10 protein-coding genes are annotated in these 14,234 nt (G+C 62.8%); 6 read left to right on the top strand and 4 right to left on the bottom strand.

What is annotated here, in order from left to right:
- The first annotated feature begins 61 nt into the window (after window positions 1-61).
- The 3 genes from pcrA (at window position 62) to sucD (ending at window position 4,898) form a co-directional block, all read left to right on the top strand.
- Window positions 62-2,581 (top strand): DNA helicase PcrA, encoded by a 2,520-nt coding sequence (gene pcrA, locus SB659_RS04405; protein WP_410549620.1) that lies wholly within the window; start codon window positions 62-64, stop codon window positions 2,579-2,581.
- A 232-nt stretch (window positions 2,582-2,813) separates the two neighbouring features.
- Entirely contained in the window at window positions 2,814-3,983 is a 1,170-nt protein-coding gene (gene sucC, locus SB659_RS04400) for an ADP-forming succinate--CoA ligase subunit beta (RefSeq protein ID WP_284977529.1), read from the top strand.
- 12 nt (window positions 3,984-3,995) lie between these two features.
- Window positions 3,996-4,898, top strand: coding sequence for a succinate--CoA ligase subunit alpha (gene sucD / locus SB659_RS04395; RefSeq protein ID WP_284974196.1), 903 nt, complete (start codon window positions 3,996-3,998; stop codon window positions 4,896-4,898).
- Window positions 4,899-5,110: 212 nt separating this feature from the next.
- On the opposite strand, the gene SB659_RS04390 is transcribed toward sucD, so the two are convergent.
- Window positions 5,111-8,053, bottom strand: coding sequence for a chitobiase/beta-hexosaminidase C-terminal domain-containing protein (locus SB659_RS04390; RefSeq protein WP_410549619.1), 2,943 nt, complete (start codon window positions 8,051-8,053; stop codon window positions 5,111-5,113).
- A gap of 208 nt (window positions 8,054-8,261) precedes the next feature.
- On the opposite strand from SB659_RS04390, the gene SB659_RS04385 reads away from it, so the two are divergent.
- Window positions 8,262-9,395, top strand: coding sequence for an LOG family protein (locus tag SB659_RS04385; protein WP_410549618.1), 1,134 nt, complete (start codon window positions 8,262-8,264; stop codon window positions 9,393-9,395).
- A gap of 4 nt (window positions 9,396-9,399) precedes the next feature.
- On the opposite strand, the gene SB659_RS04380 is transcribed toward SB659_RS04385, so the two are convergent.
- Together SB659_RS04380 and SB659_RS04375 are read right to left on the bottom strand one after the other, a co-directional pair.
- Window positions 9,400-10,260, bottom strand: a complete 861-nt coding sequence (locus tag SB659_RS04380; RefSeq protein ID WP_410549617.1) for a matrixin family metalloprotease — start codon at window positions 10,258-10,260, stop codon at window positions 9,400-9,402.
- 2 nt (window positions 10,261-10,262) lie between these two features.
- Entirely contained in the window at window positions 10,263-11,399 is a 1,137-nt protein-coding gene (locus SB659_RS04375; protein ID WP_284977534.1) for a VIT1/CCC1 transporter family protein, read from the bottom strand.
- A gap of 233 nt (window positions 11,400-11,632) precedes the next feature.
- Here SB659_RS04375 and SB659_RS04370 point away from each other — a divergent pair, with 233 nt between their 5' ends.
- A complete protein-coding gene (locus tag SB659_RS04370; protein ID WP_284974201.1) occupies window positions 11,633-11,824 on the top strand; it encodes a hypothetical protein in 192 nt (63 codons plus the stop codon).
- A 37-nt stretch (window positions 11,825-11,861) separates the two neighbouring features.
- Here the strand turns inward: SB659_RS04370 and SB659_RS04365 are convergent, their stop codons facing one another.
- Complete coding sequence (locus tag SB659_RS04365; RefSeq protein ID WP_410549616.1) at window positions 11,862-13,394, bottom strand: sodium:solute symporter; 1,533 nt, start codon at window positions 13,392-13,394, stop codon at window positions 11,862-11,864.
- 256 nt (window positions 13,395-13,650) lie between these two features.
- Here SB659_RS04365 and SB659_RS04360 point away from each other — a divergent pair, with 256 nt between their 5' ends.
- A complete protein-coding gene (locus SB659_RS04360) occupies window positions 13,651-14,226 on the top strand; it encodes a helix-turn-helix domain-containing protein (protein ID WP_284974203.1) in 576 nt (191 codons plus the stop codon).
- Window positions 14,227-14,234 lie beyond the last annotated feature (8 nt).

Genomic DNA, 14,234 nt, shown 5'->3' with positions numbered 1-14,234 from the left:
GAGTGCTTGGGGTGAGCGCCCGTCCTGAGTGTCAGGGGCACCGCCTAGACTGGTAGGCACCATGGATATGTTGTTTGACCCTTACGCAAACGGACCCTTCAAAGCAGGCACCAAAACCGCAGTCAAGGCTGCCCCGGAGCTATCCCGCACTGGTGGAGGCTCCATGGCAACGCCTGCGCCCGCTCCAGAGGGTCCGGCAGCAGGCGGTTGGGGCAACCAGGCGTCCTCGGGACTCCCGACGGCGGATGCCCTCCTTCAGGGGTTGAACCCACAGCAGGAAGAGGCCGTCAAGCACGCAGGAAGCCCGTTGCTCATCGTGGCCGGCGCGGGTTCGGGCAAGACCCGCGTGCTGAGTAACCGCATCGCCTACCTCATAGCCACCAAGCGCGCCCATCACGGCGAAATCCTGGCCATCACCTTCACCAACAAGGCAGCGGCGGAAATGCGGGAACGCATCGAGGCTTTGGTGGGTGGCCGGGCCAAGTCCATGTGGATCTCCACCTTCCACTCCTCCTGCGTCCGGATTCTGCGGAGGGAGGCCGCGAGCGTTGGCCTGAACTCGAATTTCTCCATCTATGACTCGGCCGATTCCCTGCGCCTGATCACCCTGGTCTCAAAGAACCTGGATCTTGATCCCAAGAAGTTCGCCCCCAAGGCCATCCAGCACAAAATCTCAGCGCTCAAGAACGAACTGATCGACGCCGATTCGTACGCGTCTTCTGCGAACTACAACGACCCCTTCGACACGGCCGTGGCCGAGGTCTTCAAGGGTTACACGCAGCGATTGCGCCAGGCCAACGCGATGGACTTCGATGACCTCATCGCAGAGACCGTCTACATGTTCCGGGCTTTCCCTGCGCTCGCAGAGTCTTACAGGCGCCGGTTCCGCCATGTCCTGGTGGACGAGTACCAGGACACCAACCACGCCCAGTACGCGCTGGTCAGGGAAATCGTGGGCACGGGAGCGGACACCGACGTCGAGCCGAGCGAACTCACGGTGGTGGGCGATTCCGATCAATCGATTTATGCGTTCCGTGGCGCCGACATCCGCAACATCGTGGAGTTCGAGGCAGACTATCCCAACGCGCGCACCATCAAGCTCGAACAGAACTACCGGTCAACGCAGAACATCCTCAGCGCTGCCAACTCGGTCATCTCCCGCAATCCCAACCGCCAGGAAAAACGCTTGTGGACCGCGGAAGGCGACGGCGAAAAAATAGTGGGCTACGTGGGGGAGAACGAGCACGACGAAGCCCAGTTCATCGCCAAGGAAATTGACCGCCTGCAGGACGAGGAAGGCCTGCGTCCTGGCGACGTCGCGATCTTCTACCGGACCAACGCCCAGTCGCGGTCCATCGAGGACGTCTTGGTCCGGGTGGGCTTGCCGTACAAGGTTGTTGGCGGCACCCGGTTCTACGAGCGCAAGGAAATTAAGGATGCCCTGGCGTACTTGCGCGTGTTGGTGAACCCGGACGACGACGTCAACCTCCGGCGCGTGTTGAACGAACCCAAACGGGGGATCGGCGATCGCGCTGAAGGAGCCGTGGCAGCCTTGGCTGAGCGGGAACGGACATCATTCATGACGGCCGCCCGCCGCGCAGACCAAGCGCCTGGCATGGCAACCCGCTCCGTTAACGCCGTACTGGGCTTCGTTAAACTGCTGGACGACCTTGCCGAAGTCGCGTCCGGTTCGGGCGCGTCAGCCGCACTTGAAGCCGTCCTTGAGCAGACCGGCTACCTTGCCGGGCTTCGGGCCAGCAACGACCCCCAAAATGAGTCGCGGGTTGAGAACCTCGCCGAACTTGTGGCTGTGGTCAGGGAGTATGAGCGTGATAACCCGGAAGGCTCGCTCGGTGAGTTCTTGGAGCAGGTTTCGCTGGTGGCAGACGCTGACCAGATCCCCGATGCTCCGGGCGGGGACATTGATGCCGCAGTTGCTGAGGCCAAGCGGATGGGAGTGGTCACGCTGATGACCCTCCACACGGCCAAGGGCTTGGAGTTTCCCGTCGTCTTCCTCACGGGCATGGAGCATGGAATTTTCCCCCACCAACGCTCGGCAACAGACCCTAAGGAGCTCGCGGAAGAACGCCGGCTGGCGTACGTGGGCCTCACGCGTGCCCGGAAACGCCTCTACGTCACGCGCTCAGAGGTCCGCAGCATGTGGGGTCAAAGCCAGTACAACCCTGCCAGCCAGTTCCTCGAAGAAATCCCCTCCGAGCTCGTGGAGTGGAAGCGCGAAGGCATGAGCCGCCAAGCGGGTGGTTGGGGCAGTGCGCCCATCGGCTCAAACAGGTACGGTGGCTCGTTCTGGGGCGCCGGAACGTCCCGCGGCGCTGCCGCCAGCCCCACCGCAGGGTTCGACGCCGACGTCCCTGCCGCCGTCGTCCGCAGCAGGGTCCAGCCCCAAAAGGAAGTCATTTCGGTGGTGGTCGGGGACAAGGTGAACCACACGAGCTTCGGCAACGGCGTGGTGCTGGGTATCGAAGGCGCAGGGGACAAGACGGTTGCCAAGGTGAAGTTCGACGTCGGCGAGAAGCGCCTGCTGTTGCGGTACGCGCCGCTGACGAAATTGGACGTATAAGAGCGTGATTCTGCGGTATTTCTACACGTGATAGAAGTGTAAGGTTACTCACTTAACAGGTAGTGTGTAGCTGGCGGGACTCCTCAAAGGGCTAAAGTTCCGAGAGGACCTTACGCAATGTGACTGGCTTTCATCCCGGTTGTTTACCGCGTACTTTCCGCAGCTGGCTAACGCGGTCATCGCGGTTCCCGGCTGAACAGAAAACTACTTCGACGTAGAAGGACACTAAACCGTGGACCTGTTTGAATATCAGGCGCGCGATATGTTCGAGGCGCACGGTGTACCCGTGCTCGCTGGCATCGTGGCGCACACCCCTGAAGAAGCAAAGGCAGCTGCTGAGAAAATCGGCGGCGTAACTGTCGTAAAGGCACAGGTTAAGGTCGGTGGCCGTGGTAAGGCTGGCGGCGTCAAGGTTGCCAAGACTGCCGAAGAGGCGCTTGAGTACGCCACCAACATCCTGGGCATGGACATCAAGGGCCACACCGTCAACAAGGTGATGATCGCCCAAGGCGCGGACATCGCCGAGGAATTCTACTTTTCGGTCCTGTTGGACCGCGCCAACCGCAACTACCTGGCCATGTGCTCGGTTGAGGGCGGTATGGAAATCGAGCAGTTGGCTGTTGAGCGTCCCGAGGCTCTGGCCAAGGTTGCCATCGACCCCGCTGTCGGCATCGACCAGGCCAAGGCCGACGAGATCGTCGCAACAGCAGGCTTCCCCGAGGAATTGCGGGGCAAAGTTGCCGACGTCATCCTGAAGCTCTGGGATGTCTTCAAGAAGGAAGACGCAACGCTGGTTGAGGTCAACCCGCTGGTTCGCACCGGTGCAGGCGACATCGTTGCTCTCGACGGCAAGGTTTCCTTGGACGAGAACGCAGACTTCCGCCACGTGCACCACGCCACGTTGGAGGACAAGGACGCAGCTGACCCGCTTGAGGCCAAGGCCAAGGCGCAGGACCTCAACTACGTCAAGCTCGACGGCGAAGTCGGCATCATCGGCAATGGCGCCGGTCTTGTGATGTCAACCCTCGACGTCGTTGCTTACGCTGGCGAAAACCACGGCAACGTCAAGCCCGCCAACTTCCTTGACATCGGCGGTGGAGCGTCCGCTGAGGTCATGGCCAACGGACTGGACGTCATCCTCGGCGATGACCAGGTCAAGAGCGTTTTCGTGAACGTATTCGGTGGCATTACCGCGTGTGACGCCGTCGCAAAGGGCATCGTGGGTGCGCTTGCTGAGCTTGGTTCCTCCGCGAACAAGCCGCTGGTAGTTCGCCTCGACGGCAACAACGTTGAGGAAGGCCGCCGCATCCTGACCGAGGCCAACCACCCGCTGGTAACCCTGGCCGCCACCATGGACGAGGGCGCCGACAAGGCCGCCGAGCTCGCCAACGCAGCTAAGTAAAGGGACCCGAGAATGTCTATCTACCTCAACAAAGACTCCAAGGTCATCGTTCAGGGCATCACCGGCGGCGAAGGCACCAAGCACACCGCCCTGATGCTCAAGGCCGGCACCAACATTGTTGGCGGCGTCAACGCCCGCAAGGCCGGCACCACGGTCATGCATGGCGAGAATGAAATCACCGTCTTTGGCACCGTCAAGGAAGCCATGGCTGAGACGGGCGCGGACGTGTCCATCGTCTTCGTCCCCCCTGCATTCACCAAGGACGCCGTCGTCGAAGCAATCGAAGCAGGCATTGGCCTGGTCGTTGTCATAACTGAAGGCGTACCGGTCCAGGATTCCGCCGAGTTCTGGGCGCTTGCCCAGTCCAAGGTGGACGCCGACGGCAAGCAGGTCACCCGTATCATCGGCCCGAACTGCCCCGGCATCATCACTCCGGGTGAGGCCTTGGTTGGCATCACCCCGGCCAACATCACGGGCAAGGGCCCCATCGGCCTCGTGTCCAAGTCCGGTACTTTGACCTACCAGATGATGTACGAACTCCGCGACCTCGGCTTCTCCACCGCGATCGGCATCGGCGGCGACCCCATCATCGGCACCACGCACATCGACGCCTTGGCTGCATTCGAAGCTGATCCCGAGACCAAGGCCATCGTCATGATCGGTGAAATCGGTGGTGACGCTGAAGAGCGCGCCGCTGACTACATCAAGGCCAACGTCACCAAGCCGGTTGTCGGCTACGTGGCAGGCTTCACCGCTCCCGAGGGCAAGACCATGGGCCACGCAGGCGCCATCGTGTCCGGTTCCGCCGGTACGGCCCAGGCGAAGAAGGAAGCTCTCGAAGCTGCAGGCGTGAAGGTCGGCAAGACGCCGTCCGAAACCGCCACGCTGCTGCGCGAAGTTTTCGCTACGCTCTAGTTCCCAGAACGCCAGTACGACGACGGCCCGGCGCCTTCCCACGGAAGGTACCGGGCCGTCGTCGCGCGTTAACCATTCGTTGTGGGGCCCGCTCTGCATGTCATTTCCTCGTCGCAGGGGGCAGAGCGGGCCCCACAACGAGCCGGGCATAGCTGACGCGGACCGAAGAGTCTGGGGGAAAACTCCGGCCCGCGCCAGGTTCATGGGGCCGGTTAGCCGATGATCTTCATCGACTGCCAGCCAGTGCCAAGGCTCGTGGGGGTGCCGAATCCTCCACTTCCTGTGCCCGGATAGAGCCAGAGCGTGTCGCCGATGCGGCCGATGACGTCGTTTTTACCGTCGCCGTTGAGGTCCCGGGGGCCGGCTAGGGCCGTCCGGTCGCTCCAGCTTGTGGTGATCTTGCTCCACGTGGTCCATCCGCTCGCTCCGTTTCCGAGGTACAGCCAGAGGGAACCCGAGCTGGCGCCGCGTGCCAGCACGTCCGCCTTCCCATCGCCATTGAAGTCGCCCGTGCTGAAGATCGTATCCATCACGTCCCAGCCGGTGCCGACTGTCGTTGGCGTCCGGAGCCCGCCGGTGCCGGTGCCTTGATACAGCCGCAGATCACCGTTGGCGCGCATCGCCATCACGTCCGGGATGCCGTCTCCGCTGAAGTCCCCCGGGGAGAACAGCTGCGTCAGGAGGCTCCAGCCGGTACTGACCTGGATCCTGGTACCGAAACCGCCTGCGCCGTCACCCGGGTACAGCCAGAGGACATCGCCGGCCCGTGCCAGCACGTCGGGCTTGCTGTCTCCATTGAAGTCTCCCGGAGTGATCACATCAGTCACGGTGGACCAATTCGAGGCAGGTACCGCTAGCTGCCGCGTCAGCAAGCCGCCGGTGCCGTCACCCGGATAGAGGTACAGATTTCCTGAAGCGTCCGTCGCCAGGACATCGGCTTTGCCGTCCCCGTTGAAATCGTGGGCCGACGGCGGCCCGGCTACCGGAACGCTGTACGTCTGCGTTCCGACCGCGGACGTGTTGCCTGCGGTGTCCACGCCAATGTACTTCAGGACCATGGCCGAGTTGCCCATGGTGATGGGTCCTGTGTACTTGAAGTCCGTGGCAGAGGTGGTGGCCGTGGGGGTGCTGCCATCTTGCGTGTAGTAGATGGTGGCGGGCTCATTTGCCGTCAGGGTGATCGTTGCACCGCTGGCCAGGGCCCGACTGGTGGGATTGGCCGTCACCACAGGAGCGGTTGTATCCGGCGGCACCGTATACGTCTGGGTGACGACGTCGGACACGTTGCCCGCTGTATCACGGGCGAAATACTTCAAGGTCATGGGGTCAGGACCGTTGAAGGTTATCGGCGAGCTGTACACCACTCCCGCCGTCAGCGGATCGCTGCCGTCGGTGGTGTAACGGATCTCCGCCGGCTCGTTCGCGGTCAACGTGATCTTGGTGCCGGGCGTGTATGCCCCGCTCAAGGGATTTGCCGTGACCACGGGTTTGGTGGTGTCTGGGCCGGTGGAGTACGTCTGCGTTGCTACTGCGGACGAGTTGTTTGAGGAATCCACGGCAAAGTACTTCAGGGTCATCGCACCATTGAGGGTGATGGGAGTGGTGTACTTGCTGCTGGCCGTCGTGGGAGTTGATCCGTCGGTGGTGTAGTAGATCGTCGCGGTCTCGTTGGTGCTCAAGGCAACCTGTTGACCTGGATTGTATGTTCCTCCGGCTGGAGTGGCGGTCACTACGGGAGCAGTGGTGTCTGCTCCGAGGTAGGTCTCGAACTCTGCCAGTCCGACGTCGGTTGTGGTGGAACTGACGGAGGTGATGTTGAACCGGACGGAGCTAACGGTCCGTGCCGGGAACGTGATGGTGAGCCCTGATCCGTTGTTGGGCAAAGCCGGTACCTGCACGGTGCTGCCATCCGAGAACTGCAGGCTTCCGCCGGTAACTTGGTTGCTGAGGTCAGGGCGATCGAACAAGGTGACTGAGCCGATGGTACGGGTCGGAGCGTAGTTGTACTGGATCCAAGCCCCCGCTTTTTCTCCCGCCGTCACCCATTCCCGGGTAGCGTCCATGGGAGCTCCCCAGTCGTACCCGTCGCGTGCCTTCTCGGGACTTTGGTCCGCCCCCTTTTGGGAGGAGGCGGTGACAGTGGCCCCGGTTGACTTGTCGGCGTTGCCGGTCCACTCGATGGCTGTGATGTACTGCCGCTTGAGCCATTCGTCGTAAGGCGAATCCGGGCAACCCTCGCCGGGCGAATCACAGATGTACATGTCATAGCCCGCAAACTTCACGAAGGTATCCACCTTGGCGGTGAGCTCAGCGCCCGTGACGTTTTGTGGGTACTCGTCAATGACGTAAGCGTCGTAGGCCGTTGCCGTATGCGGTCCGGTGAAGCTGCGCGAAGCGAGTTGGGCGAACTTGGCGGTGGCCCAGTGGTCGCTGTGGTCATACGGCTGCTTGTACGTGCCGGTCCAATCCTGGGTGCGGAACGTGGTGGGTTGGAAATCGGCGACCAGGCGGTTCAGCGTGTTCTGGAACTGCGTTTTGGTGAACGTCGCCGAGTTGTCCACCGGGCGGATGGCTGAGAGCCTGCCGTCCCAGAGCTTCAAAATGCTTTGATCGTTATACGCGGCGCTGCCGTCTCCGTTGGGGAAACCATCGGGCAACCGCATGAAGATCACGGAGATATTGGGAGCAGCGTTGAGGGTCTCCTTGGTCAGCGCGCGGTTCGGCAGACCGGCGTCGCCTATTGTCCAAGAGTCGGCGACGCCGGCCATCTTGGCGTAGCTGGCCCGGATTCCTGCTTCGAGGCTGTGCCAGTAGGTGGGCCCCTCGCCTGCCTCACCAGCGGTGGTGTACACGGTTTCGAGGCAACGCTTGGCCTGGATATCGCGCATGAAGTCCGGGCTGAGGAAGATCAGGTCGTCGTCGGTATGCGCCACAATTTGCATTGCGCCGCCGGCGCCCGAACATGACGGGCTGGCAGCAACAACTGGTGGCGCGAAGCCGAAAACCAGGGTGGTCAGGCCGAGCGAAAGGCCTGAGAGGAATCCCAAAGCGCGCCTGGGTATGGAGGCGCGCTGGGACCCGGAGGAGATACGGCGAGCGAGGGAGGAAGAGTGGGTGCCGCCAAGGGGACGGCGAGGGGAATTTGAACGGACCACAATCATGCTCCTTGAGCAGATGTTGGGCCCCCCAGCCGGCAAGCTTACGGCGTCCCTTTCGGCGCCGATTCAATGGCATTGGCTACTTCAACCGCGTTCCCCGGAAGTACTAAGGATGCGGTGCGTGTCACGTTACTCCCTCCGCGTGGATCTGAAAAGTGCCCGGCTCGGCCAATATTCACGGTGGTCGGTCCCTTAGGCTAAACCCATGAATCGAACCGGAGCTTTGAGTCCGAGCCCCCGGACACTCGACGTCGAAAGCGTGGCCCGCTTCGACGAATTGGTGAAGGCAGGTGCCCGCTCCCTTCACGGCTGGCACGCACAATCCCTGGATCTTCGCGGCCGTTCCCGTGAGCTCAAGGCCCTCGACCCTCGCGGGGCTGTTTTCTTGGGGTGCACGTTCGACAATGGTGTGGAGGAGAGCTTGAGAAGCCGCGGTGCGCTCATCTTTCCCCAGCTTCGCGGTGTCCCCTTCAACCCTTACCGCGCCAGCCTCTACAGTGCGCAGGAACTCTACGAGGACATAGCTACCGAGGAATACGAGTCCACACTGGACGCCCGGGTATATCAGTGGAGCATCCTTCCGGGCCGTCGCGGAAGCCTTGACTCAACGCTTGCCGCCGCCCTCCATGACCACGCGATCGGCGATGCCTTGGATGAGTTGCTGGAGCACGGAGTTCTCGCGGGAACGAAGCTCGTGGGTGTCATGGGCGGGCATGCTGCCCAGCGTGGCACCAGGGAGTTCGCCGACGCCGCCCGCTTAGGCCGCCTGCTGGCCCAATCAGGCTTCACTGTCGCTACAGGAGGCGGTCCGGGCGCGATGGAAGCCGCCAACTTAGGTGCCTACCTTAGCGGAATGCCCGACGCCGATTCCGCGGCTGCCCTTCAGGCGCTCGGCGCCGTGCCAGGGTTCCGGCCCTCGGTGACGGCTTGGGCGCGTCAGGCGGCCGCCGTCGTCGAGCGTTATCCCCAGGGCACGGCGACGCTGGGGATTCCGACATGGTTCTACGGCCACGAGCCGCCTAACCTCTTCGCCACCCACATCGCCAAGTACTTTGCCAATTCAGTCCGGGAAGCCATCCTCCTGGAACTCTGCAACGGAGGTGTCGTCTACCTTCCCGGTGCGGCCGGCACAGTCCAGGAAATCTTCCAAGATGCCTGCGAAAACTACTACGGCACACCGGAAACGGTCACCCCCATGGTGCTGGTTGGCCGCGATTATTGGGTCAGGGATTTCCCGGCGTGGCCCATGGTGCAGAGTCTCGCGGAGGGCCGTCCCATGGCGGACCGGATCTTCCTGGTGGATACCATCGAGGACGCGCTGGCGGTCCTGACGCGGTAGCCGCTCAGATGTCCTTCCGGCAGGGCGCCGATGAGAGGCGGTAGAGGCCGTTGAGGTCCCCGGCGGCGAGGCCATCCGGGGCGCCGATTTCCGGGTACATGAGCTGGACCGGATCATCCACATGGTCCAGCCCCATCACGTGCCCCAGTTCGTGTTGCATGACGGCCAATACGTAGTCCTTGCCGCCCTGTTCGGCAAGCAGTTCGGTGATCTGGGGAGTGTCCAACTCCAGGCTGCCGGTGATGTAGCTTTTAGGCCCTTTGTTGAGCGAATACATGGTACTCCCGCCGGTCCCGATGACGTTCCCGGCCAAGGCCGGAGCCACGTCCGGAGTTGTCCAGGAGATAAGTAGGGGAGCCCAGCGGTCGCCGTATTTGGCCCGCTGATACGGTTCGCGGTGGAGCACTGGAAGCTCGTCCGTGCTGCCATCGTTGACGAACCTGATGCCGGTGGCGGTCGAAATCTTCGCGATGGCAGTGCTCAGGAGTGCGTCGCTCCCTGGCGGGGCGGTGGCGCTGTTCACCACATAGTGCAGCGGCCGGCAGGGCGAGTACCCCACGGGAGTGCCGTCGTCGTTAGTGGCCAGGAACTTATATGAATCACTGGCGACAGCTGGCGCGGGAGGCGAGCCCAGCGGCGCGTCTGCCTCTTCACGGCCTGGCGGAGGCGCGTTCTCTGCCCGCGGAGGCGACGGTTGGACGATTCCAGCTTGCGGGGAAGCCAGGGCGCTGAACGGCGGGAGCAGTTCTTTGAATCGTGCGTTGCCGTGAAGGAACAGGCCGATGACGACGGCGAGAACCGCCGACGCTACCACCAGGAGACTTCGCGTGGCCGCCCTAACGCCTCGGTGCTTCGGCCGATTCAAACTCAGACGATCAAGGCGCCGAATAGCAGCCCCAGCCCGTAAGTGGCAGCCGCCGCACCGAAGCCGATAGCCAGCTGCCGGAGGCCGCGGCTCAGCGGCGATGTTCCGGAGAGCAATCCGACGACGGCGCCCGTGCCCAAGAGTGCGATGCCCACCAAAACACCGGCTACTGCCAACGCGCCCAAGCCGGTCATGCCAAACAGGAAGGGGATGATGGGCACGATAGCGCCGGAGGCGAAGAAGCAGAAACTGGACATGGCGGCGCCCCACGCAGAGCCCACGGTCTCGTGATCGTCGGTGGGCGGCTTTTCCGGCTGCAAGGACAGGCTGGGGTCGCAGTCGCAGGTGAACAAGCCCATGCGCTCGGCTACGCGGTGCTCGGCTGCTTCCCGTGTCATTCCGCGGGCCAGGTAGACCAGGACGAGTTCGTTGTGCTCGATGTCCAGGGAAGGGGCCGCTGTCAGCGTTGCCTGGGTTGGCAAGGTGGCGTTGAGAAGTTCGCGCTGCGACCGCACGGACACATACTCCCCGGCGCCCATGGAGAGTGCACCGGCAAGGAGCCCGGCCACCCCACTCATGAGGACCACTGAGCTGGACACGCCTGTTGCGGCCATGCCCATGACCAGGGAGAGGTTGCTTACCAGGCCGTCGTTGGCGCCAAAAACGGCCGCGCGGAAGGTTCCGGAGAGCCGGTTCCGTCCCCGTGTGGCCAAGCCGCGAACAACTTCCTCATGGATTTGTTCATCGGCCACCATGGCGGGGGTTGCAGCCGGTTCGGTTCCGTAGGGGGAGCGGCCTTCTGCGCGCTGCGCCAAGGCAAGGACGAACACCGAGCCGAAGTGGCGGGCCAGGAATCCGAGGAGCCGGCTGTGGTTGGACGCGGCCTTGGGCATCCCGGCGTGCTCGCCCAGGAGTTTGAGCCAGTGTGCCTCGTGGCGGCCCTCAGCCTCGGCGAGGGCCAGCAGAATCTGGCGTTCTTCGCCCTCTCGCCGCTGTGCCAGTTGCCTGTACACGGCAGCTTCTGCTCGTTCATCGGCCAGGTATTGCCGCCAACGCCGCAGATCGGCTGCGGTGGGAGGCTTGGGGGCGGCGTCCGGAGCGGGGCTCGACGAACCGGGGGATTCTTGGTGCGCTTGCACGGTGTGTCTCCTGTGCTGGGTGGGGTAGAAATCGGCCCCTTTGCACGCACCACTGTACCTCTTATCGGCGTCGAATTTTGGCCGGTATTCCTTAAACGGAATGTTCGGCGCACCTCAATTTCGCACCTTCCTTGACCGCCGATTGCGACGGTGCTCAGATGGAAGGACACCGGCGGGAACTCCCCGCGTTTCGGATGAGGGCTCTTGCCAGCCCACGGGATGGAGGTCGCATCATGAACTCTATTGATCCAACTGCGAACTACCCTGAGCGGACACGCATCGAGTCGGACCCGGCCTACGACTACAGCGAAGACCAAGAGGTGGACCAGCCTTGGGTGGAAGACGTCGACGCCCCCGAGGACGATGAACGAGTGGTCCCGATTGATGAAACCGAGGAATTCCGGGGCGAAGAGGACGACATCTAGCCGGATTGCCCGCAGACGCCGTCCCCTCCGGCCCAGGTTACTTGGTGGCGACCGGGTGCAGCGCCGGGGGCAATTCCTCTGAAACCGCCCCTGCAACGCGGGCATCCCATGCAGCCCGGACCGCGGGATCCGTGGGCGGCGTGAGCAGTGAGATGACCACATAGGCGATGAAAGAGGCAGCGAGGCCGTAGTAGATCGGTTCGTTGGCGTAAACGCCGTCCTCGCTTGGGATCGCTCCGGTGGCGAACAGGATCAGCAGGCCCAAGGTGAGGATCGAGCCAATGGCCATCGACCACGCTGCGGCTATGCCTGTTCCGCGTTTCCAGACCAAGCCGCCGAGGATTGCCACCAGAAGTCCACCCACCAGGATGTCGTAGGCAATGGTCAGGGCTACCACAACGTCCTGTGCCGCCATCGAGATCAGTACGGCAACAACACCCAAGCCCAGAACCCAATAACGGTTGGCCTTGACATCGTGCTCGGGATTTTCGGTGTCGTCGGTGGAGATCGTCTTACCGAACCAGCTGGCAACGAACGGCACGACGTCGGCGCGAGCCACCGTTGCGGCAGCGATCAGGGCACCCGATGCGGTGGACATCATTGCCGCGACAGCAGCTGCCATGACAAGGCCGCCGATTCCGATGGGCAGGATGTGGGTGGCCACCTCTGCGTACACCACGTCTTTACCGAGGGTGGCGACGTCGATATTGGGCAGAGCCACCCGGGCAGCCAAGCCGATCAGGGCACCTGCCACACCATAGAGGATGCAGTAGACGCCGGCGGTGGCGCCTCCCCAGCGTGCCACCGTGGGGGTTTTGGCGGTGAAGACGCGCTGCCAGATGTCCTGTCCGATCAGCAGGCCGAGGGTATAGACCACGAAGTACGTGATGATCGTCTGGACACCGATGCCGTCGATCTGGAAGAAGCTGGCGTTGACCCGTGCGCGGATCCCGTCGAAGCCGCCCGCGGCGTTCAGGACGAAGGGGAGCATCAGGAAGAAGATGCCCACCGTTTTGATGATGAACTGGACCTGGTCGGCCAAAGTGATGGACCACATGCCACCGATGGTCGAATATACGAGGACGATGGCCCCGCCGATGGCGATGGCCAGCCAGCGCTCCCAGCCGAACAGGACAACGAAGATGGTGGCGTAGGCCCCGGTGGAAGTTGCGCAGAGCATCAAGGTGTACGCGAGCATGACGATGCCGGAGGTCTGCGTTGCCTTGCTTCCGTAGCGAAGGCTCAGCATCTGGGACACCGTGTAGATCTTCAACCGTTGGATGGTTCCGGCGAACAGCAAGCTCAGGAGCAGTACGCCGGCGCCGATCGCCACCACCAGCCACATGCCGGAGATGCCAAACTTGTACCCGAGGCCCACGCCGCCAACAGTGGATGCCCCGCCGAGGACAACGGCTGCCATGGTGCCCGTATACAGGAAGGGTCCCAGGCGGCGGCCTGCCACGAGGAAGTCGCTGTTGTTCTTGGTGCGGGACTTGCCCCACCAACCAAACGCGAGCATGGCCAGCAGGTACACCACCACAATTGCGATGTTTAGAGCCGAAGATTCCATGATGGTCCTTGAAGCTAATGCACGGTGGGGAACAACGCCGCTCCTGCAAAAATCCTGCGAGGGTGGGTCTCCGTGCGGGCGAGGGGGGAGTGGCTGAATGCCTAGCAGTCAACACTTGTTGCCTGTGAGGATATGTTGTGACGGGCGCAACAGTCAAGCAAGGGCCTCCAGCTGTCCGGCAGGCGACTCCCGCGGACCGATCCGGCTACTATTGCTCCAATGAATGGGCCGGAGTGCAGGCCTGAAAGGTTCGTGAATGAAGGCTCTTCCCGTTGAACCGAGCAACGTACCTGTTGCCATAGGTTCCAGAATCCGTGCTGCCCGCCAGGCCCAGCGCCTCACCATCGAACAAGTGGCAGACGCCACCGGCCTCACCAAGGGTTTCCTGAGCCGCGTGGAGCGCGACCTGACGTCGCCGTCTGTCGCGTCCCTCGTGACACTGTGCCAAGTCCTGTCCGTCTCTGTAGGCGATCTCTTCATTGCCCCTGAGACCCACCTGACCAGGCGAAACGACGGCCCCCGGATTTCGCTCGGGGGCCAGGGTATCGTGGAACGGCTCTTGACCGCCCGCTCGGAACGCCGCCTGCAAATACTCCAAGCCACCATCGAACCGCGTGGGCGTGGTGAGAGCGAGTTGTACGCGGTGGATTGCGATGTCGACGTGCTGCATGTGGTCAAAGGCCGGATCAAACTCGTCCTGACCAACGAGGAGTACGACCTCGAGGAAGGGGACACTCTTTCCTTCCCCGGGCGGGAACCACACACTTGGATCAACCCGACGGACCACCCTGTCGAGGTGCTCTGGGTTCTTGTGCCTGCGGCGAGCCGGTAGCGCGTCCC

The organism is Arthrobacter sp. SIMBA_036, assembly GCF_046535135.1.
Lineage (GTDB): Bacteria > Actinomycetota > Actinomycetes > Actinomycetales > Micrococcaceae > Arthrobacter.
The sequence above is the reverse complement of the archived record's forward strand: the minus strand, read 5'-3'. Positions and strand labels throughout refer to the sequence as shown.

Coding starts and splice junctions, on each gene's coding strand:
- pcrA (WP_410549620.1), top strand. CDS start 62: ATGGATATGTTGTTTGACCCTTACGCAAACGGACCCTTCAAAGCAGGC.
- sucD (WP_284974196.1), top strand. CDS start 3,996: ATGTCTATCTACCTCAACAAAGACTCCAAGGTCATCGTTCAGGGCATC.
- SB659_RS04385 (WP_410549618.1), top strand. CDS start 8,262: ATGAATCGAACCGGAGCTTTGAGTCCGAGCCCCCGGACACTCGACGTC.
- SB659_RS04370 (WP_284974201.1), top strand. CDS start 11,633: ATGAACTCTATTGATCCAACTGCGAACTACCCTGAGCGGACACGCATC.
- SB659_RS04365 (WP_410549616.1), bottom strand. CDS start 13,394: ATGGAATCTTCGGCTCTAAACATCGCAATTGTGGTGGTGTACCTGCTG.
- SB659_RS04360 (WP_284974203.1), top strand. CDS start 13,651: ATGAAGGCTCTTCCCGTTGAACCGAGCAACGTACCTGTTGCCATAGGT.